This is a genomic window from Cupriavidus ulmosensis, from assembly GCF_977008105.1.
On record NZ_CDRMWP010000002.1, the window covers coordinates 2,122,593 to 2,141,960 of the forward strand.

Genomic DNA, 19,368 nt, shown 5'->3' on the forward strand with positions numbered 1-19,368 from the left:
CATGCGCAGACATGCCCTGATGACCGCCGCCGCGATCCTGGCCGCCGGCTGCACGCTCGCGCCGAACTACGAACGCCCGGCGGCGCCGGTGGCGCCGGCCTTCCCCGCCGGCGGCGTCTACGACCAGCAGCCCGGCGCCGCGCCGGGCGCCGCCAGCGCCGGCGGCGCGGCGGCCACCGACATCGGCTGGCGCGATTTCTTCGCCGACGCGCGCCTGCAGCGCATCATCGAGATCGCGCTCAGGAACAACCGCGACCTGCGCGTCTCGGTGCTCAACATGGAAGCCGCGCGCGCCCAGTACCAGATCACGCGCGCCGGCCTGTTCCCCACGCTCGACGCGGTGGCCTCCGGCAGCCGCACGCGCACGCCGCTGAACCTGTCCTCCACCGGCCGGCCCATCGCCAGCGAATACTCGGTCGGCGCGAGCGCGTCCTGGGAGATCGACTTCTTCGGCCGCATCCGCAGCCTCAAGGACCAGGCACTGGCGCAATACCTCGCGCTGGCGCAGACCCGCAAGGCCGCGGAGATCGCGCTGGTGTCGTCGGTGGCCGACCAGTACCTCACCATGCTGGCCTACGACGACGCGCTCGCCGTGACGCGCAACACGCTCGTGACCGCGCAGGAATCGTTCCGCATCACCAAGCTGCAGTTCGAGACCGGCACCGGCTCCGAACTCGACCTGCGCCAGGCCGAAGGCGTGGTCGAGCAGGCCAACGCCAACCTCGAATCGCAAAGCCGCCTGCGCGCGCAGGCGGAAAACGCGCTGGTGCTGCTGGTGGGCGAGCCGCTGCCCGAGGACCTGCCCGGCGGGCTGCCGCTCAACGGCCAGGCGCTGCTGACGGACATCCCGGCGGGACTGCCGTCGGACCTGCTCGCGCGCCGCCCGGACATCGCCGCGGCCGAGCAGTCGCTGCTGGCCGCCAACGCCAACATCGGCGCGGCGCGCGCGGCCTTCTTCCCGCGCGTGGTGCTGACCGGCAGCGCCGGCACGCTCTCGCCCACGCTCGGCGGGCTGTTCAAGCCCGGCTCCGGCGCGTGGTCGTTCAGCCCGCAGATCACGCTGCCGATCTTCGAAGGCGGCGCCAACGTCGCCAACCTCGACCTCGCGCACGTGCAGAAGCGCATCGAGATCGCCAGCTACGAAAAGGCCATCCAGACCGCCTTCCGCGAAGTCTCCGACGGCCTGGCCGCGCGCGGCACCTACGACAAGCAGATCCAGTCGCTGGAGCGCTTCACCGGCTCGCAGGAACGCCGCCTGACGCTGTCCGACCTGCGCTACCGCAACGGCGTGGACAGCTACCTGAGCGTGCTGACCGCGCAGACCGATCTCTACAACGCGCAGCAGTTGCTGATCACCGCGCGGCTGCAGCGGCTGACCAACCTCGTCGACCTGTACCAGTTCCTCGGCGGCGGCTGGATCGAGCGCGCCGGCGACACGCCGCGGCCGGCCGATGCGCCGGCGGATTATGGGGCGCAGGCGCGGGCGGATTCGCCGGCGGGATCGCCTTGAAGGAACGCCGGGAACGTCAGAGGCGCCGGCAGCTGTAGGCTTCCGTGCGATACGGAAACGCCAGCGCCGCCTTCCCGGCCAGCGCCGGGCTGCCGTCGATCACGGCCTGCAGCTGCGCCCGCACCTTGTCCTGCTCGGCCGCCGGCAGCGAGGCGATGAAGCTGACCGACATCACGCGGTCGACGATGACCTGCTGCGCCGGCCCCACGTGCTCGTAGGGCAGGCTGGCCAGTTCGAGCGAACCGAAGCCGTCGGCCGGGAACACCGCCTTCCAGTCGCCCTTGTAGAAGCGCGGCGCGTCGCCCTCGTAGGGCGTCATGATGGTGGTCAGCTGCGCGACCCAGTCCACCGATTCGTCGCGCACGTTCCACACCAGCCCGAGCCTGCCGCCCGGGCGCAGCACGCGCGCGATCTCGGTCATGGCGGCTTGGTTGGCGAACCAGTGGAAGGCCTGCGCGCAGACCACGGCGTCGACGCTGGCGTCGGGCAGCGGAATCGCTTCGGCGGTGCCTTCGAGCGCCTGCACGGCGGGCAGCGCGGCGCTGAGTTGCGCGCGCATGGCGGCGACCGGCTCGACCGCGATCACGGTGGCGCCGGTGGCCTGCAGCAGCTTGCTGAACTTGCCGGTGCCGGCGCCGAGGTCCAGCACGGTCTTGCCGGCGCGCAGGCCGAGCGTGTCCTGCAGCCATTGCGCCAGCGCGGGCGGATAGTCGGGACGGCCGCGGGCATAGGTGTCGGCCTGGGTGGAAAAGCCCTGGGCGGCGGCGTGGTGGATGTCGGTCATGAGGCGCGGTCTCTGGATGCGGGAAGGATCGCTCCAGGGCGCGCGGGATGCCGCGCGGCCCCGGGAAGCGGCAGCGCCGGGCGGCGCGCGGTCAAAACCCGGGGAGTCTTGCCGTCGCGGCGGCGGCAAGCCGCAACGGTACGCCTTCGGCGCGGCGCGCGCAAGGCCCGCCGCCGCCGTGCCTTCAAACTGTCATGCGCCGGCTGTCACGCGCCGTCAGTGCTGCATGCCCCAGCGGCGCACGGTCACGCGTTCGAGCGTGCGGAACACGAGGTTCTCGACCAGCAGGCCGATCAGGATCACCATCGCCAGGCCGGCGAACACGCGGTCGGTGTACAGCTCGTTGCGGTTCTGGAAGATGTACCAGCCCAGCCCGCCCTTGCCCGACGACGCGCCGAACACCAGCTCGGCCGCGATCAGCGTGCGCCACGCGAAGGCCCAGCCGATCTTCAGGCCGGACAGGATGGCCGGCAGCGCGGCCGGCACCAGGATCAGCAGCACGTAGCGCAGCCCGCGCAGGCCGTAGTTGCGCCCGGCCATGCGCAGCGTGGCCGGCACGCCGCGGAAACCCGCGTAGGTGTTGAGCGCGAGCGGCCACAGCACCGAGTGGATCAGCACGAACACCAGGCTCTTGCTGCCCAGGCCGAACCACAGCAGCGCCAGCGGCAGCAGCGCGATGGCCGGCAGCGGGTTGAACATCGACGTGAGGGTATCGAGCACGTCGCGCCCGATCTCGGTGGACACCGCCAGCGTGGTCAGCACGAAGGCCAGCACGATGCCGCCCACATAACCTTGCAGCAGCACCGACAGCGACACGCCGGCCTTGTCCAGCAGCTCGCCGCTGGCGATGCCTTCGGCGAACGCGCGCGCGGTGGCGAGGAAGGTCGGCAGCAGCAGGTCGTTGTCCTGCACGCGGGCAATGACTTCCCACAGGCAGGCCAGCACCACCAGGATCAGCGTCTTGCGCAGCCAGCCCTGCTGCCACAGGCGCTGCGGCCACGGCAAGGCGCGCGTCACGGGCAACGCGGTAAACGGCTCCAGCGGCAGCTCGTATTCGGGGCGCACCGCCGGGGTGGCGGCGAGGGATGAGGGGGCTTGGCTCATGGTCGGTCCTGGCGGGCGCTCAGCGCGCCTGCGCGGCGCGGGCCGGCGCGGCGGCCGTGCGCGGCGCCTCGTCGAACAGCAGATGATGGATGCGCTGGGCGGTGGCCTGGAACTCGGCGCCGCCCTGGCTGGCGAGGTCGTACTGGTGGCTGTTGAGCTCGGCGCGCACCCGGCCCGGATGCGGCGACAGCAGCAGGATGCGGCTGCCCACCACCAGCGCTTCCTCGATCGAGTGGGTCACGAACAGCAGCGTGAAGGCCGCGTCCTGCCACAGCGCCAGCAATTCCTCCTGCATGCGCCGGCGCGTGAGCGCGTCGAGCGCAGCGAACGGCTCGTCCATCAGCAGCACCTTGGGCCGCATGGCCAGCGCGCGCGCGATCGCCACGCGCTGCTTCATGCCGCCGGACAAGGTATGCGGATAGGCGTCGGCGAACTGCGCCAGCCCCACCTTGTCGAGGAAGTGCAGCGCGCATTCGCCGGCCTCGCCGCGCGACATGCCGCGCGAATGCACCAGCGGGAACATCACGTTCTGCCGCACGGTCTTCCACGGCGGCAACTGGTCGAACTCCTGGAACACCACGATGCGGTCCGGGCCCGGCGCGCGCACCGGCACGCCGTCGAGCCGGATCTCGCCCTCGCACGGCGGCACGAAGCCGGCCACCGCCTTGAGCAGGGTGGACTTGCCGCAGCCCGACGGGCCCAGCAGCACGAAGCGGTCAGCCGCGTGCACGTCGAAGCTGACCTGGTGGGTGGCGCGCACCACGCGTTCGGGGGTGCGGTATTCCAGCGACACGCCATCCACCTGCAGCAGCGGCGCGGCAGGGGTGGCGGGACGCGCGGAAACCACGCGCAGAGGCTGCACGGACATGTCAGCTACCTTGTGCGGTGGCCGGGTCCTGGAAGAAATAATCCTGCCAGGACTTCGGCTGGTTGCGGATGGCGCCCACGCGGTACATGAACTCGGCCAGCGTGAAGGTGTTCTGCGGCGTGACCTTGAACTGCACCTGCGGGTTCTTCAGGATCTTGACCAGCAGCGCGCGGTCGATCTTGGCCTTGTTGACGCGGATGTACAGGTCGGCCGCCGCTTCCGGGTTGCTGCTGGCGAACTTGGCCGCCTCGGCCAGCGCGTCGACGAAGGCGCGGTAGGTCTTGGGGTTGTCGTTGCGGAATTTCTCGGTGGCGTACAGCACCGTGGCCGAGCTCGGCCCGCCCAGCACGTCATACGAATTCAGCACGATGCGCGCATTGGGGTTGCCGGCCAGCTCCTGCTCCTGGAACGGCGGGTTGCCGAAGTGGCCGCTGATCTCGGTGCCGCCGGAAATGATGGCCGCCGCCGCGTCGGGATGCGGCACCGCCACCGTCCATTTGTCCAGGCGGTTGTATTCCTTGTCGCCCCACTGCTTGGCCGCGGCCAGCTGCAGCACGCGCGACTGCACCGAGACCGACACCGCCGGCAGCGCGATGCGGTCCTTGTCGGTGAAGTCCGCGATGGTCTTGACCTTGGGATTGTTGCTGACCAGGTAGTACGGGAAGTTGCCCAGCGACGCCACGCCCTTGACGTTCTGCTTGCCGTGCGTGCGGTCCCACACCGTCAGCAGCGGGCCCACGCCGGCGCCGGCGATGTCGATGGCGCCCGACAGCAGCGCGTCGTTGATGGCCGCGCCGCCCGAAAGCTGGGTCCACTCCACCTTGATGTCCAGGCCCTGCTGCTTGCCGTGCTTCTCGATCAGCTGCTGGTCGCGCGCCACGTTGAGCAGCAGGTAGACCACGCCGAACTGCTCGGCGACGCGGATCTTGCCCTCGGCATGGGCCGCGCCCGTGACCGCCATGCCGGCGGCCAGCGTCAGCGCGACGGCGCCGCGCTGCCAGCGGGCGGAGAAGAGGCGGGAACGAAACAGGGACATGCGGAACACTCCGTTGGATGCGAGACAGGAAGACGGGCGGCGGCGGCGGCGCCGGCCGGCGCCGCCATCCGGGAAGGCTCAGAGGGGCAGGTCGCCCTCGATGGTGGTGCGGTACATCACGCGGCGCAGGTGGTCGGGCGTGCCGGCGGCCAGGTGCAGCAGCGAGCGGTTGTCCCAGAACACCAGGTCGTGCGGCTGCCACTGGTGGCGGTACACGTGCTCGGGCCTGACGCTGTGCGCGAACAATTGCGCCAGCAGGTCGCGGCTCTCGTCCTCGGGCAGGCCGGCGATGCGCGTGGTGAAATGCTCGCTGACGAACAGCGCGCGGCGGCCCGTTTCCGGGTGCGTGCGCACCACCGGCTGCAGCACCGGCGCCACCTGCGCGATCTGCTCAGGCGTCAGGTTCGGACGCCACGGGCTGCGCTGCTGCAGCTCGGCGTACTTGGCCAGGTAGGTGTGCTCGGCCTTGCGCCCTTCCACCGCGGCCTTGAGGTGCGCGGGCAGCGTGTCCCACGCCGTGTGCATGTTGGCGAACAGGGTGTCGCCGCCTTCGGCCGGCAGTTCCTGCGCGTGCAGCAGCGAGCCGAGGCTGGGCTTTTCCTTGTACGACAGGTCGGAGTGCCAGAAATGGCCGGCGTCGCCCAGGCCGATCGGCTTGCCGTCCTTGAGCACGTTGGAGACGATCAGGATTTCCGGGTGCCCGGCCAGCTGGAACTGGTTGAGCACGTGGATCTGCAGCGGCCCGAAGCGGCGGCTGAACGCGATCTGCTGCGCGGGCGTGATGCGCTGGTCGCGGAACACCACCACGTGATAGTCGAGATGCGCGCGGTGGATGCGGGCGAAGTCCTCGGCGGACAGCGGCTCGGACAGGTCCAGGCCGACGATCTCGGCGCCCAGCGGGGCGTCCAGCGGGTGGATCTCGAAAGTGCCGGCCTGGCCGGAATGCGGTGCGCGGGCAGGCGCTGCGGCTGCCGTTTGGGTACCAATCGTCATGACGGGCTCGGGGAACGAAAGTGCGGACTGATCTATGTGGACCGGCCGGCGCGGCGCCGCGCTCCGGCAAAGGAGGGCCCCGCACTGCTTGGTTTCAAGCCTTGCACTGTAGTGACCACGAGCTAGTGCGGTCAACGAAGGTTAACGGTGAGCCTTATTCGTTTATCGCATATGGTGTCCGCATGGCGCTTGTCCACCGCCTCATCCCCGGCATCCCGCGTTCCGGCGCGCTCAGGAACCGCCAATCCTGCCGTCCACCACGAAGCCGCCGCGGTTCGGCATGCGCACGCGCGGCAGCGTGCGCGCGTCGAGCACCGCGTCGTCCGGCACGATGCCGTGCAGGTCCTGCAGCGGCGTCATCGACGAGTTGGCGCCGGGCATCGGCGCCGCGCCGCGGTTGCGGCGGATCACGTTCTTCTCGAATTCGGCGGGCTGGCCGCAGGCGCGCCACAGCACCGGCTCGCCGGGCGCGCGCGTCCACGGCGGCACCGCCAGCGTCTCCGCGCCCGCCGCCGGCGCGGCGGCAAGCGCGCCGGCACCCAGCGCGCCGGCCGCGCCAAGGCCCGCGCCGTGGCGCAGGAAGCGGCGCCGGGCAGGCCGCGCGGGCGGGCGCGCTGTCTTGTCGTTATCGTCGGTCATTGTTCTTGCTCTTGCGCGCGGGGGCGCGCGCCCGTCCGTGCGGCACGTAAGAGACGGCCGCCGGAAACCGCGCACTCTATGCCAGTGCGCGGCCTCGCGGAAGGAAGGAAAACGCATGCCCATATGCGCCGCCGCATATGCGCGCAGCCGATAACCAAAACCAAAAACATTCCTTCTGCCGCGCCGCGGGCGCCGCGTATCTTGGGAGCCGTCGATTCCCCGACCACCGCCCCGCACAGGAACAAGAACACAATGCCCCTCACGCGCCGCAGCCTGCTCAAACACCTTGCCTGGTCCGGCCTTGGCGCCGCCGCCGCGTCCACCCCGCTGAGCGTGTTCAGCGCCACCGGCGCGGCGCGCCCGGACGTCATCCGCATCGGCGTGGCGCAGCCGGCCACCGGCACGCCGCCCAGCTTCGGCGGCAGCTCGCTGTCGATCGCCCACGCGCGCGGCTGGCTGGAGGAAGCCTTCAAGCCGGCCGGCACGCGCGTCGAGTGGTACTTCTTCAAGGGCGCGGGCCCGGCCGTCAACGAAGCGCTCAGCACGAAGCAACTGGATTTCGCGCTGCAGGGCGACCTGCCCGCCATCGTGGCGCGCGCCGCCGGCCTGAAGACGCGGCTGGTGCTGGCCACCAGCGTGCGCACCAATATCTATATCGGCGTGCCACCCGATTCGCCGCTCAAGACCGTGGCGGACCTGCGCGGCAAGCGCGTGTCGCTGTTCAAGGGCACCAACATGCATCTGCCGGCGCTGCGCCTGCTCGAAGCCAACGGCCTCGCCGAGAAGGACCTGCGCCTGCTCAACCTCGACACCGCGAGCTACCTGGCCGCGCTCACCACGCGCGACCTCGACGCCGCCATCGGCGCGATGGACATCCTGCGCCTGCGCGACAAGGGCGCGGTGCGCATCCTCTATTCGAGCAAGAACCAGTCGCCGATCTACACGCGCCAGAGCCACGTGCTGGTGACCGACGAGTTCGCCAGCAAGTACCCCGAAGCCACCCAGCAGTTCGTCAAGACCTCGGTGCAGGCCGCGCGCTGGGCCTCGGACGAGAAGAACCGCGACGACGTGCTGCACACCTGGGCGCGCGCCGGCACGCCCTACGAGCACTGGAAGGAAGACTACGAAGGCGAGCCGCTGCGCGTGCGCGTGAACCCGAACTTCGACCCGTTCCTGGTGGCGCGCTACAAGGACGCCACCGAGCAGGCCTACCGCCTGCGCCTGTCGCGCGCGCGCTTCGACGTGGACCAGTGGATCGACACGCGCTTCCTCAAGGCGGCGCTGGACGACCTGAGCCTGCAGAGCTACTGGCCGGTCTACCAGGCCAACGGCAAGATCCTCGGAGCCTGACGCGATGGCGGCCAACGAAACCCTGGCGTTGCCGCCGGCGGGACCCGCCGCCACGGAAAGCGCCGCGCCCCCGCGCCGCTGGCGCCCCGGCCGCCAGCACCTGGCGTGGCTGCTGGCGTGGCCGGTGCCGCTGGCGCTGCTGCTGGGCTGGTACGTGGCGGCGCGCTTCGAGTGGATCCCGCCGCAGGTGCTGCCCGCGCCCGACGCGGTGTGGCACACGCTCTCCGACCTCTACCAGAGCGGCGAGCTGCAGGCCAATCTCGCCGTCAGCGCGATGCGCGTGGCCGGCGGTTTTGCCGTGGGCCTGGCCGGCGGCCTCGCGCTCGGCGTGGGCATGGGCCTGTCGCCGAATTTCCGCGACTACGTCTACCCCACCTTCAAGGCCTTCAGCCAGGTGCCGGTGCTGGGCTGGCTGCCGCTGCTGATGCTGCTGGTGGGCATCGACGAGGCGCTCAAGATCATCCTGATCGCCAAGGCCTCGCTGGTGCCGATCGCGCTCAACACCTACAAGGGCATCCAGAACGTGCCCACGCGCTACATCGAGGTGGCGCGCGTGCTGCGCTTCACGCGCTGGCAGATGCTGTCGCGCGTGGTGTTCCCGGCCGCCGCCGCGCCGATCTGGAACGGCATCCGCTACGGCCTCACGCATGCGTGGCTGGCGCTGGTGGTGGTGGAGCTGCTGGCCTCGTCGGAGGGGCTGGGCTACATGATCGTGTACGGCCGCCAGCTGTTCCAGCTCGACATGGTGATCGCCGCGGTGATCGTGGTCGGCGCGGTCGGCTTCGCGCTGGACAAGGCGCTGGCGCTGGCCGAGGCGGCGGTGCTGCGCTGGCGCAAGCCCGGCCTGTGATCGCCCTTCCTGGCCGCACGACGAACCGATAGCGAAGGAACCAAGATGGCGGAATCATCCAAACGCGCCCTGCGCATTCCCCGGCCGCTGCGCGGCTGGGTCCTGCCGATCGCCCTGGTGGTGCTGTGGTGGGCCGCGGTGCGCTTCGGCTGGAGCACCTCGCCGCTGCTGGTGCCGGTCTCCAAGGTGTGGGACACGGCGGTGCAGCAGGTGCGCAGCGGCGCCCTGTTCGAGGCGCTGCGCGCGAGCCTGTGGCGCGACCTGGCCGGCTTCGCGCTGGGCGCCAGCGTGGGGCTGGCGTTCGGCGCGGCGCTGGGGCTGTCGCGCCTGTTCGAGCAGCTGGCCGGGCCCACTTTCCACACCATCAAGCAGATCTCGCTGTTCGCGTGGATCCCGCTGATCTCGGTGTGGTTCGGCCTCGGCGACACCGCCAAGGTGGTGTTCCTCTCGCTGGCGGCGTTCTTCCCGGTGGTGCTCAACACCTTCGAGGGCATCCGCGGCGTGCCGGCCGACCTGCTGGAGGTCGCGCGCGTGCTGAAGTACTCGCGCTGGCAGGTGCTGCTGCGCGTGGTGCTGCCGGCGGCCTCGCCGTCGATCTTCGCCGGCATCCACCTGGCGCTGATCTATGCGTGGCTGGCCACGCTCGGCGCCGAATACCTGCTGGTGGCCGGCAAGGGCATCGGCAACACCATGATCGACGGCCGCGAGAATTTCTGGATGGACCTGGTGATCTTCGGCGTGATCGTGGTCGGGCTGGTCGGCTTCACGCTGAACTGGATCGCCAGCCGCATCGAAGGCCGCCTGCTGGCCTGGCGCGGCCGCTCGGTCGCCGCCTTCTAGGATGCCAGGAGGCACGATCAAAGAGATCCTGGCGTCGTCGCGCGGCCCGCTTGTACTGTCTGCGGCCGCGCGCCTGGCCAGGACCGCTTCGCTTCTCTTTGACCGCACCTCCCTTTCCCTTTTCTTCGCACTGCCTCATCTTTTCCGGAGAACCACATGGCGCACGCCGGCACGCTCAGCATCGAGCACCTGCGCAAGCAATACCAGGTCAAGGGCGCGGCCCTGCCTGTGCTGGAGGACATCACGCTGTCGATCGCCCCGGGCGAGTTCGTCAGCATCGTCGGCGCCAGCGGCTGCGGCAAGTCCACCCTGCTGCGGCTGGTGGTCGGGCTGGAAGAAGACTACAAGGGCGAGATCCTGCTCGACGGCAAGCGCGTGGCGGGCACCAGCCTGGACCGCGGCATCGTGTTCCAGGAGCACCGGCTGTTCCCGTGGCTGACGGTGGAGCAGAACATCCGCATGGCGCTGCTCAACGCCAACATCACCGAGACCGACAAGCGCCGCACGGTGCGCGAGCACATCGAGCTGGTCGGGCTGGCCGGCTTCGAGACCGCGTTTCCGCACCAGTTGTCCGGCGGCATGTCGCAGCGCGTGGCGATCGCGCGCGCGCTGGTCACGCGCCCGGAAATCCTGCTGCTCGACGAGCCGTTCGGCGCGCTCGACGCGCTCACGCGCGCCTACCTGCAGCAGGAGCTGCACCGCATCTGGCAGGCCGAGGGCATCACCATGATCCTGGTCACGCACGACGTGGAGGAAGCCGTCTACCTGGGCGACCGCGTGGTGGTGATGGAGCCGCGCCCGGGCCGCATCCGCCGCATCCTGCCGGTGCCGCTGCCGCACCCGCGCGAGCGCGCCTCGGCCGCCTTCGCGCGCGTCAAGGACGACGTGCTGCGGGAATTCACCGGGCGCCTGGCCGAGCTGGCCGAGGCGCCGGTCAGGCGCGAGCCGGACGCGGACGCCACGCGGCTGCCGCCCAATATCCGCTTTGCCATCTGAAATCTGAAGCGCGCCGGCAGGCGCCGGACACCAACGCAGGACTAGACCCACGGGAGAACGCCATGACCCAGCAGCACGCCGCATCGCAAGTCGAACTCGACATCCACCCGGTAGCCGGGCGCATCGGCGCGGAGATCCGCGGCGTGCGGCTCTCGCCGCAGCTCGACGCCGCCACCTTTGCCGCCGTGCGCGCGGCGCTGCTGCGCCACAAGGTGCTGTTCTTCCGCGGCCAGGACCATCTCGACGACGCCGCGCAGGAAGGCTTCGCCAGCCTGTTCGGCACGCCGGTGCCCCACCCCACCGTGCCCTCGCGCGACGGCACGCGCTTCCTGCTGGAGCTCGACTCCGAGCACGGCGGGCGCGCCAACTCCTGGCATACCGACGTCACCTTCGACCTGGCCTACCCGCAGGTCTCGGTGCTGCGCGGCGTGACCATCCCGGCCGCCGGCGGCGACACCGTGTGGGCCAACACCGCCACCGCCTACCAGGACCTGCCCGAGGGCCTGCGCGAGCTGGCCGACCGCCTGTGGGCGCTGCACACCAACGACTACGACTACGCCGCCACGCGCGCCACGGTCAGCACCGACGCCATCAAGCGCTACCGCGAGGTCTTCACCTCGGCCATCTACGAGACCGAGCATCCGGTGGTGCGCGTGCACCCGGAAACCGGCGAGCGCACGCTGGTGCTCGGGCATTTCGTCAAGAAGCTGCTCGGCTATTCGGGCTCGGACTCGCAGCACCTCGTGGCCGTGCTGCAGGACCACGTGCACCGCCTGGAGAACACCGTGCGCTGGCGCTGGCGCGCCGGCGACGTGGCGATCTGGGACAACCGCGCCACCCAGCACTACGCCATCAACGACTACGGCGATGCCAAGCGCGTGGTGCGGCGCGTGACCATCGCCGGCGACGTGCCGGTCGGCGTGGACGGCCGGCGCAGCGTCGCGGTCAAGTCCGGCGCGCCCAAGGCGGGCGAGCCGGCCAACCACGCGGCGCACGCGCGCGCGGCGGCATAGGCAGCCGGACTCCGGAAACGACAAAGGCGGCCCGCGGGCCGCCTTTGTCGTTACGCCGGAGGAAGATCCTCAGTGCACCATCATGTTCTGGTTCATGTTGTGCATGATCCACAGCGAACCTGCGATCACGATCAGCAGGATCAGCGCGGTGAAGGCCAGCGCCATCACGTTCCAGCGCTGCTCCGAGGAACGGTCCATGTGCAGGAAGTACACCAGGTGCACCACGATCTGCACCACGGCCAAGCCGAGGATGACGGCCAGCGTGGTGCCGGCGGCGACCGTGCCGCCGCCGCCCATCACCAGGCGGAACGGGATGACGGTCAGGATGACCGCCAGCACGAAGCCGATCACGTAGTTCTTGACGCTGCTGTGGCTGGCGCCGCCGGCGCTGGTGCCGTGCGCGCCGTGGCCGGCGGTCGAGACGTTGCTGTGTTCCATTACATCGCTCCCATCAGGTAGACCACGGTGAACACGCCGATCCAGACGATGTCCAGAAAGTGCCAGAACAGCGCGAAGCACGCCAGGCGCTTGCCCACGGTCGGCGTCAGGCCCTTGCGGGCGATCTGCCAGATCAGCACGGCCATCCACAGCAGGCCGCTGGCCACGTGCAGGCCGTGGGTGCCGACCAGCGTGAAGAACGACGACAGGAAGGCGCTGCGGTTGGGGCCCGCGCCTTCGGCGATCATGTGATGGAACTCGTTGATTTCCATGCCGATGAAGGCCACGCCGAACAGGAAGGTGATGGCCAGCCAGAACTGCAGGCGGGACTTCTGGCCGTTGTGCAGGGCCACCATCGCCATGCCCGAGGTCAGGCTCGAGAACAGCAGCAGGAAGGTCTCGACCAGGACGTAGTTCAGTTCGAACAGTTCCTTGCCCGAGGGGCCGCCCGCCACTTCGCCGCGCAGCACCGCGAAAGCGGCGAACAGACCGGCGAAGATGATGCAGTCGCTCATCAGGTAGACCCAGAAGCCGAACACGGTGTTGGCACTGGTGTCGTGATGGGCGTGGTCGTGCGAATGGTCATGGGCATGCCCTGCGGCATGCGCGGAATGACGGTCTAGGACTTGTGTGGACATAGGTTTCAGGCCTGCGACGCGACGCGCTGGAAGTGGGTCTTTTCGACTGCCTCGACTTCGCGTGCGGGCACGTAGTAGTCGATGTGGTCGTCGTTGCTGCGGAAGATGAAGGACACGATCATGCCCACCAGGCCCACGATCGCCAGCCACCAGATGTGCCAGGTCGCGGCGAAGCCCAGCACGAAGCTGAACGCGCCCATGTAGAAGCCGGCGCCGGTGTTCTTCGGCATGTGGATCTGCTCGTAGTGCGCTTCCTGCTTCGGCGCTTCGCCGCGGGCCTTCATGTCGGCGAAGGCGTCCAGGTCACGCACCACGGGGGTGTGCGCGAAGTTGTAGAACGGCGGCGGCGACGAGGTGGACCACTCCAGCGTGCGGCCGTTCCACGGATCGCCCGTGACGTCGGCCAGCGCCTTGCGGTTGCGCACGCTCACCACGATCTGCAGCACCTGGAACACCACGCCCAGGCCGATCAGCGCGGCACCGCACACGGCCACGTACAGGAACGGGTTCCAGGCCGGGTTGTCGGTGTGGTTCAGGCGGCGGGTCATGCCCATGAAGCCGAGCACGTACAGCGGCATGAAGGCCAGGTAGAAGCCGACCAGCCAGCACCAGAAGGCGCACTTGCCCAGGCGCTCGTCGAGCTTGAAGCCGAACGCCTTCGGGAACCAGTAGGTGATGCCGGCCAGGTAGCCGAACAGCACGCCGCCGATGATCACGTTGTGGAAGTGGGCGATCAGGAACAGGCTGTTGTGCAGCACGAAGTCAGCGGCGGGCACGGCCATCAGCACGCCGGTCATGCCGCCGATCACGAACGTGACCATGAAGCCCAGCGTCCACATCACCGGCGTGGTCATGCGCACGCGGCCGCGGTACATGGTGAACAGCCAGTTGAAGATCTTCACCCCGGTCGGGATGGAGATGATCATGGTGGTGATGCCGAAGAACGCGTTCACGCTGGCGCCGGAGCCCATCGTGAAGAAGTGGTGCAGCCAGACCAGGAACGACAGCACCATGATGGCGCAGGTCGCGTAGACCATGCCCTTGTAGCCGAACAGCTTCTTGCCCGAGAAGGTCGAGATGACTTCCGAGAAGATGCCGAATGCCGGCAGCACCAGGATGTACACCTCGGGGTGGCCCCAGATCCAGATCAGGTTCACGTACATCATGGCGTTGCCGCCCATTTCGTTCGTGAAGAAGTGCATGTCGAAGTAGCGGTCCAGGCCCAGCAGCGCCAGCGAGACCGTCAGCACCGGGAACGAGGCGATGATCAGCACGTTGGTGCACAGCGCGGTCCAGGTAAACACCGGCATGCGCATCAGGGTCATGCCCGGGGCGCGCATCTTGAGGATGGTGACCAGGAAGTTCACGCCGGTGAGCAAGGTGCCCAGGCCGGAGATCTGCAGGCTCCACAGGTAGTAGTCCACGCCCACGCCGGGGCTGAACTGCAGGCCCGACAGCGGCGGGTAGGCCAGCCAGCCGGTGCGCGCGAACTCGCCGACGCCCAGCGAGACGTTGACCAGCATCGCGCCGGCCACGAACAGCCAGAAGCTCAGCGTGTTGAGGAACGGGAAGGCCACGTCGCGCGCGCCGATCTGCAGCGGCACGACCAGGTTCATCAGGCCCGTCATCAGCGGCATCGCCACGAAGAAGATCATGATCACGCCGTGGGCGGTGAAGATCTGGTCGTAGTGCTCGGGCGGCAGGATGCCCGGCGAGCCGTTGGTGGACAGCGCCAGCTGCGTGCGCATCATGATCGCGTCGGCGAAGCCGCGCAGCAGCATGACCATCGCCACGGCCGAATACATGATGCCGATCTTCTTGTGGTCGACCGAGGTGAACCACTCATTCCACAGCCAGCCCCACTTGCGGGTGTAGGTGATCAGCGCGAACACCGCCAGCGCGCCCAGGGCCACCACCGACAACGTGCCCATGACGATGGGCTCGTGGAACGGGATGGCATCCAAACTCAATTTGCCAAACATCATTACTCCTAGGAATTCGAGCCCGGCGCCGACTTAGCGGGCGCGGCCAGGGACACCTGGCTCTCGCCGAGGGTGTTGCGCGAGGTGCAGACAGGACCGAACGAGGTGCCGTTGCCGGCGATCGCGCCTCCGGCGCCGTCCATGTACTTGTGCAGGATGCCGTGGTACAGCTGCGGATCGACCTTGGCGAACAGCGTCACGGGTTCCTTCTCGCTGGGCTTGGCCAGTTGTTCGTAGTCGGCCAGGTTCAGCTCGCGCGACGAGGCGCGGACCTGCTTGACCCACTGTTCGAAGTCGAAGTTCGACACGGCCTTGGCCTTGAACTTCATGCCCGAGAAGCCGCCGCCGCTGTAGTTCGCCGACATGCCGTCATAGCTGCCGGCTTCGTTGGCGATCAGGTGCAGCTTGGTCTCCATCCCCGCCATCGCGTAGATCTGGCTGCCCAGCTGCGGGATGAAGAAGGAGTTCATGATCGAATCGGACGTGATCTTGAAGTTCACCGGCGTGTTGACCGGGAACGCGATCTCGTTGACGGTGGCGATGTGCAGTTCGGGATAGATGAACAGCCACTTCCAGTTCAGCGCCACGGCCTCGATCGTGATCGGCTTGACGTCCGACTCGATGGGCTTGTACGGGTCCAGGTCGTGCGAGGACTTCCAGGTGATGATGCCCAGCACCAGGATGATCAGGCACGGGATCAGCCACACCACCACCTCGATCCCGGTCGAGTGCGACCAGTCCGGCTCGTAGCGGGCGTTCTTGTTGCTTGCGCGGTACTTCCAGGCAAAGGTGAACACCAGGATGATCACCGGCACCACCACCAGCAGCATCAGCCAGGTCGCGATCAGGATGATGTTCTTTTCGTCGGCGCCGATCTGGCCCTTCGGATCTAGCACGGTCATGTTGCAGCCGGCCAGCAGCAGCAGGGCGCCACCGGGCAGGAACCGCGTCCAACGCGGAAGTTCGGGTATCTTCATGTCACGACTGGTTGAGTAAGCCACGGAACGACGGCGCGGCGTGGTTTTGCCGCCCGATGCGCAAGCAAGAGGCAGACGACTTAAGGCTTGGGGGAAACTCGGTTCAGGCGGCCTGCCGGCCCGGAGAAGCGCCAATCAGCGGCGGACTGGCCTGGTCCTTGTGGGACGGGTTGGGCAGGATGGCCCGGTCCTTGCTGGACAGAGCGTTGCGGGACTGCGGCGGTCCACACAGGAGGATGTTGCGGTGACGATGCTCGACACGCCTGCCGGTGCGGCAAACGTGGTTTATTGATGAGAATCGGGGGCCGTCAGACATCGTGGCGCGAATCTACCGCATCGCAACAACGAGGGTAAACCCGGGAACAGGAACACACTGTCCGCCAAACAGGACAATACGGCATCTCGCACGATCGTGCGGTGAACGGTGCGCTTGTTCAGAAACATCCTGACTGCGGCAAGGTGTCGCAGGGTGCGCACCCTTGAAAGCAGTTGCACAAATTGCAACGCGCAGGCGCGGCCCGCGCGGCGGTCTTCCACCGTCCGCGCGTCGCCTGCGCGCCGCGCCGGCGGCCTCCGGTCTGACCTCGGGCGGCCCGCCCGGTTCTATCCAAATGCAATAAGCTTCCTTCCCCTGCCACCGCGATTTCGCAACCATAGGGCCCAGCCGGATCTTCCCGATCCCCGCCACCCTTCCGGAGAAATCGCATGACCCTGTTGCGCAACTGGCCCCGCCGCCTCGGCCTTGCCCTGTCCTTCGCCGCGCTGGCCTGGTCCGCCGGCGCCGCCGCCGCCGACCAGGCCGTGCGCGTGGGCTACCAGAAGGCCGGCCTGCTCGCCGTGCTCAAGGCCCAGGGCTCGCTCGAGAAGAAGCTCGCGCCGCTGGGCTTCAAGGTCGAGTGGAAGGAATTCCCGGCCGGCCCGCAGCTGCTGGAGGCGCTCAACGCCGGCAGCATCGACTTCGGCTACACCGGCGCGCCGCCGGCCGTGTTCGCCCAGGCCGCGCGCGCCAGCTTCGTCTACGTCGGCGCCGAGCCCGGTGGCAAGACCAACGAGGCCCTGTTCGTGCTCGACAAGTCCCCGGTGCGCGCGGTGGCCGACCTCAAGGGCAGGCGCGTCGCGCTGCAAAAGGGCTCCAGCTCCAACTACCTGCTGGTGCAGCTGCTCAAGAAGAACGGCCTGAGCCTGCAGGACATCCAGCCGATCTACCTGCCGCCGGCCGACGCCCGCGCCGCCTTCGAGAGCGGCAACGTGGACGCCTGGGTGGTGTGGGACCCCTACTACGCGCTGGCGCAGAAGGCCCTCAAGGTGCGCACCATCGCCGACTACGAAAACGTGCCCTCGCCGTTCAACTTCTACGAAGCCGCCGGCGCCTTCGTCAAGGCGCACCCGCAGGCGGTCAACGCCATCCTCGAGCAACTGCGCGCCAGCGGCCTGTGGGTGGTGAAGAACCCCGGCGAGACCGCCGCCCTGCTCGCGCCCGCGGTCGGCCTCGAAGTGCAGGTGGTGGAAGCCTGGCTCCGGCGCGTGCCCTACGGCGCCACCCCGGTCACGCCGGACGTGGTGGCCGCGCAGCAGCAGGTGGCCGACCTGTTTTACCAGCAGAAGCTGATCCCGGCCCCGATCCAGATCAAGGACAACGTCTGGCAGGCCAGTTTCCCGCTCGCCAGCCAGTGACCGGGCGGCGGGCGTCGACGGACATCGCCGGGCAGCGCCGGCACGGACCGCGCGCGGCCCGGTGCGATCACCGGCCACCGCCTTGGCGGGCGCCGGCCCGCGCTGCTACCATGCCCGCTCCCGGCAGGCTTCCCATCACCATAGATCCAGCAACCACAACATGAAACTCGAGACGATTGCAGTCCACGGCGGCTACTCCCCCGATCCCACCACCCGCGCGGTGGCCGTGCCGATCTACCAGACCGTGGCCTACGCCTTCGACAACGCGCAGCACGGCGCCGACCTGTTTGACCTCAAGGTGCCCGGCAATATCTACAGCCGCATCATGAACCCGACCAACGACGTGCTCGAGCAGCGCCTGGCCGCGCTCGAGGGCGGCGTGGGCGCGCTGGCGCTGGCGTCCGGCATGGCGGCCATCACCTACGCGATCCAGACCATCGCCGAGGCCGGCGACAACATCGTCTCGGCCAGCCAGCTCTACGGCGGCACCTACAATCTGTTCGCGCACACGCTGCCGCTGTCCGGCATCGAGACGCGCTTTGCCGACGGCCGCAACCCGGCCGCCTTCGGCGACCTGATCGACGAGCGCACCAAGGCCATCTTCGTCGAGTCGGTCGGCAACCCGCTCGGCAACATCGTCGACATCGCCGCCATCGCCAAGGTCGCGCACAGCCACGGCATCCCGCTGATCGTCGACAACACCGTGCCCTCGCCCTACCTGTGCCGGCCGTTCGAGCACGGCGCGGACATCGTGGTGCACTCGCTGACCAAGTACCTGGGCGGCCACGGCAACAGCGTGGGCGGCGCCATCGTCGACAGCGGCAAGTTCCCGTGGGCCGAGCACAAGGCCCGCTTCAGGCGCCTGAACGAACCCGACGTGTCCTACCACGGCGTGGTCTACACCGAAGCGCTGGGCCCGGCCGCCTACATCGGCCGCGCGCGCGTGGTGCCGCTGCGCAATACCGGCGCGGCGCTGTCGCCGTTCAACGCCTTCCTGATCCTGCAAGGCGTCGAGACCCTGGCCCTGCGCCTGGACCGCATCACCGAGAACGCGCTGGCCGTGGCGCGCCACCTCAAGGCCAGCCCCAAGGTCGAATGGGTCAACTTCGCCGGCCTGCCCGAGCACCCGGACCACGCGCTGGTGCAGCGCTACCTCGGCGGCCGCGGCCCCGGCATCCTGTCGTTCGGCCTCAAGAGCGGCGGCCGCGAGGCCGGCGCGCGCTTCCTCGACGCGCTGCAGCTGTTCACGCGCCTGGTCAACATCGGCGACGCCAAGTCGCTGGCCACGCACCCGGCCTCCACCACCCACCGCCAGCTCGACGCCGCCGAACTGAAGGCCGCCGGCGTGAGCGAGGACATGGTGCGCCTGTCGATCGGCATCGAGCATATCGACGACCTGCTCGAAGACCTCGACCGGGCGCTGGCGGCGGCCTGAGGCCGGCGCTGCCCGCCCTGCCTGTCGTTTCCCGCAGGTTCCCCCTCTCCCGCTTGCGGGAGAGGGACCGCGGGAGAAGGCAGGCGCATCGCACACCACCCCGCCAGACCCATCTGCCTTATTCGCCCGAGTTATATGCCCATGCATATTTACTCGTTCCTCGCGCATAGGTAGCCCCCTACAATGGCTCCCTCGCCCGCCGCTGAAAGCGCGCGCGGGCACGCCATACACACCAACGACA

Annotated in this window: 17 protein-coding genes and 1 pseudogene; 8 read left to right on the forward strand and 10 right to left on the reverse strand. The window is 68.9% G+C overall.

Features of this window, described 5'->3' with window-relative positions:
* Window position 1 precedes the first annotated feature (1 nt).
* Window positions 2-1,510, forward strand: a complete 1,509-nt coding sequence (locus ACWTPI_RS29085) for an efflux transporter outer membrane subunit (protein WP_029043703.1) — start codon at window positions 2-4, stop codon at window positions 1,508-1,510.
* Window positions 1,511-1,526: 16 nt separating this feature from the next.
* On the opposite strand, the gene ACWTPI_RS29090 is transcribed toward ACWTPI_RS29085, so the two are convergent.
* The 6 genes and pseudogenes from ACWTPI_RS29090 to ACWTPI_RS29115 form a co-directional block, all read right to left on the reverse strand.
* Window positions 1,527-2,294, reverse strand: a complete 768-nt coding sequence (locus tag ACWTPI_RS29090; protein ID WP_454733482.1) for a class I SAM-dependent methyltransferase — start codon at window positions 2,292-2,294, stop codon at window positions 1,527-1,529.
* A gap of 216 nt (window positions 2,295-2,510) precedes the next feature.
* A complete protein-coding gene (locus ACWTPI_RS29095) occupies window positions 2,511-3,398 on the reverse strand; it encodes an ABC transporter permease (RefSeq protein WP_029043704.1) in 888 nt (295 codons plus the stop codon).
* A gap of 19 nt (window positions 3,399-3,417) precedes the next feature.
* The gene (locus tag ACWTPI_RS29100; RefSeq protein ID WP_454733483.1) at window positions 3,418-4,266 is read right to left on the reverse strand and encodes an ABC transporter ATP-binding protein; all 849 of its coding nucleotides are present in this window, start codon (window positions 4,264-4,266) and stop codon (window positions 3,418-3,420) included.
* Between the two features lies 1 nt (window position 4,267).
* Window positions 4,268-5,302 (reverse strand): ABC transporter substrate-binding protein, encoded by a 1,035-nt coding sequence (locus ACWTPI_RS29105; protein ID WP_020203444.1) that lies wholly within the window; start codon window positions 5,300-5,302, stop codon window positions 4,268-4,270.
* A 78-nt stretch (window positions 5,303-5,380) separates the two neighbouring features.
* Entirely contained in the window at window positions 5,381-6,295 is a 915-nt protein-coding gene (locus ACWTPI_RS29110) for a TauD/TfdA dioxygenase family protein (RefSeq protein WP_454733484.1), read from the reverse strand.
* A gap of 231 nt (window positions 6,296-6,526) precedes the next feature.
* Window positions 6,527-6,637 (reverse strand): annotated as a pseudogene (locus ACWTPI_RS29115) (c-type cytochrome); the annotation flags it as partial.
* A gap of 549 nt (window positions 6,638-7,186) precedes the next feature.
* On the opposite strand from ACWTPI_RS29115, the gene ACWTPI_RS29120 reads away from it, so the two are divergent.
* From ACWTPI_RS29120 to ACWTPI_RS29140, 5 genes are all read left to right on the forward strand, one after another.
* Window positions 7,187-8,284: an ABC transporter substrate-binding protein gene (locus ACWTPI_RS29120; protein ID WP_020203446.1), complete on the forward strand. Its 1,098-nt coding sequence runs from the start codon at window positions 7,187-7,189 to the stop codon at window positions 8,282-8,284.
* Between the two features lie 4 nt (window positions 8,285-8,288).
* The gene (locus ACWTPI_RS29125; protein WP_059411462.1) at window positions 8,289-9,134 is read left to right on the forward strand and encodes an ABC transporter permease; all 846 of its coding nucleotides are present in this window, start codon (window positions 8,289-8,291) and stop codon (window positions 9,132-9,134) included.
* 45 nt (window positions 9,135-9,179) lie between these two features.
* A complete protein-coding gene (locus tag ACWTPI_RS29130) occupies window positions 9,180-9,974 on the forward strand; it encodes an ABC transporter permease (RefSeq protein ID WP_454733485.1) in 795 nt (264 codons plus the stop codon).
* A gap of 156 nt (window positions 9,975-10,130) precedes the next feature.
* Window positions 10,131-10,970, forward strand: coding sequence for an ABC transporter ATP-binding protein (locus ACWTPI_RS29135; RefSeq protein ID WP_454733486.1), 840 nt, complete (start codon window positions 10,131-10,133; stop codon window positions 10,968-10,970).
* Between the two features lie 62 nt (window positions 10,971-11,032).
* Complete coding sequence (locus ACWTPI_RS29140; RefSeq protein ID WP_020203450.1) at window positions 11,033-11,983, forward strand: TauD/TfdA dioxygenase family protein; 951 nt, start codon at window positions 11,033-11,035, stop codon at window positions 11,981-11,983.
* A gap of 69 nt (window positions 11,984-12,052) precedes the next feature.
* On the opposite strand, the gene ACWTPI_RS29145 is transcribed toward ACWTPI_RS29140, so the two are convergent.
* Genes ACWTPI_RS29145 through cyoA form a run of 4 tightly spaced genes read right to left on the reverse strand, consistent with a single transcriptional unit; the run spans window position 12,053 to window position 16,018 of the window.
* Window positions 12,053-12,421, reverse strand: a complete 369-nt coding sequence (locus ACWTPI_RS29145) for a cytochrome o ubiquinol oxidase subunit IV (RefSeq protein ID WP_020203451.1) — start codon at window positions 12,419-12,421, stop codon at window positions 12,053-12,055.
* Window positions 12,421-13,059 (reverse strand): cytochrome o ubiquinol oxidase subunit III, encoded by a 639-nt coding sequence (cyoC, locus tag ACWTPI_RS29150; RefSeq protein ID WP_020203452.1) that lies wholly within the window; start codon window positions 13,057-13,059, stop codon window positions 12,421-12,423. The genes ACWTPI_RS29145 and cyoC overlap by 1 nt, the downstream gene beginning before the upstream one ends.
* A gap of 5 nt (window positions 13,060-13,064) precedes the next feature.
* A complete protein-coding gene (cyoB, locus tag ACWTPI_RS29155) occupies window positions 13,065-15,041 on the reverse strand; it encodes a cytochrome o ubiquinol oxidase subunit I (RefSeq protein WP_029043706.1) in 1,977 nt (658 codons plus the stop codon).
* 8 nt (window positions 15,042-15,049) lie between these two features.
* Window positions 15,050-16,018: a ubiquinol oxidase subunit II gene (gene cyoA / locus ACWTPI_RS29160; protein WP_020203454.1), complete on the reverse strand. Its 969-nt coding sequence runs from the start codon at window positions 16,016-16,018 to the stop codon at window positions 15,050-15,052.
* Window positions 16,019-16,723: 705 nt separating this feature from the next.
* Between cyoA and ACWTPI_RS29165 the strand changes: the two genes are divergently transcribed.
* Window positions 16,724-17,692, forward strand: coding sequence for an aliphatic sulfonate ABC transporter substrate-binding protein (locus tag ACWTPI_RS29165; protein WP_454733487.1), 969 nt, complete (start codon window positions 16,724-16,726; stop codon window positions 17,690-17,692).
* 160 nt (window positions 17,693-17,852) lie between these two features.
* A complete protein-coding gene (locus ACWTPI_RS29170; protein ID WP_454733488.1) occupies window positions 17,853-19,127 on the forward strand; it encodes an O-acetylhomoserine aminocarboxypropyltransferase/cysteine synthase family protein in 1,275 nt (424 codons plus the stop codon).
* Window positions 19,128-19,368 lie beyond the last annotated feature (241 nt).

Bases quoted from the DNA above. Each gene is read 5' to 3' on its own strand.
- ACWTPI_RS29130 (WP_454733485.1), top strand. From the start codon at position 9,180: ATGGCGGAATCATCCAAACGCGCCCTGCGCATTCCCCGGCCGCTGCGC.
- ACWTPI_RS29085 (WP_029043703.1), top strand. From the start codon at position 2: ATGCGCAGACATGCCCTGATGACCGCCGCCGCGATCCTGGCCGCCGGC.
- ACWTPI_RS29095 (WP_029043704.1), bottom strand. From the start codon at position 3,398: ATGAGCCAAGCCCCCTCATCCCTCGCCGCCACCCCGGCGGTGCGCCCC.
- ACWTPI_RS29140 (WP_020203450.1), top strand. From the start codon at position 11,033: ATGACCCAGCAGCACGCCGCATCGCAAGTCGAACTCGACATCCACCCG.
- ACWTPI_RS29110 (WP_454733484.1), bottom strand. From the start codon at position 6,295: ATGACGATTGGTACCCAAACGGCAGCCGCAGCGCCTGCCCGCGCACCG.
- ACWTPI_RS29125 (WP_059411462.1), top strand. From the start codon at position 8,289: ATGGCGGCCAACGAAACCCTGGCGTTGCCGCCGGCGGGACCCGCCGCC.
- ACWTPI_RS29165 (WP_454733487.1), top strand. From the start codon at position 16,724: ATGACCCTGTTGCGCAACTGGCCCCGCCGCCTCGGCCTTGCCCTGTCC.
- ACWTPI_RS29100 (WP_454733483.1), bottom strand. From the start codon at position 4,266: ATGTCCGTGCAGCCTCTGCGCGTGGTTTCCGCGCGTCCCGCCACCCCT.
- ACWTPI_RS29090 (WP_454733482.1), bottom strand. From the start codon at position 2,294: ATGACCGACATCCACCACGCCGCCGCCCAGGGCTTTTCCACCCAGGCC.
- ACWTPI_RS29170 (WP_454733488.1), top strand. From the start codon at position 17,853: ATGAAACTCGAGACGATTGCAGTCCACGGCGGCTACTCCCCCGATCCC.
- cyoB (WP_029043706.1), bottom strand. From the start codon at position 15,041: ATGTTTGGCAAATTGAGTTTGGATGCCATCCCGTTCCACGAGCCCATC.
- ACWTPI_RS29135 (WP_454733486.1), top strand. From the start codon at position 10,131: ATGGCGCACGCCGGCACGCTCAGCATCGAGCACCTGCGCAAGCAATAC.
- ACWTPI_RS29145 (WP_020203451.1), bottom strand. From the start codon at position 12,421: ATGGAACACAGCAACGTCTCGACCGCCGGCCACGGCGCGCACGGCACC.
- ACWTPI_RS29120 (WP_020203446.1), top strand. From the start codon at position 7,187: ATGCCCCTCACGCGCCGCAGCCTGCTCAAACACCTTGCCTGGTCCGGC.
- ACWTPI_RS29105 (WP_020203444.1), bottom strand. From the start codon at position 5,302: ATGTCCCTGTTTCGTTCCCGCCTCTTCTCCGCCCGCTGGCAGCGCGGC.
- cyoC (WP_020203452.1), bottom strand. From the start codon at position 13,059: ATGTCCACACAAGTCCTAGACCGTCATTCCGCGCATGCCGCAGGGCAT.
- cyoA (WP_020203454.1), bottom strand. From the start codon at position 16,018: ATGAAGATACCCGAACTTCCGCGTTGGACGCGGTTCCTGCCCGGTGGC.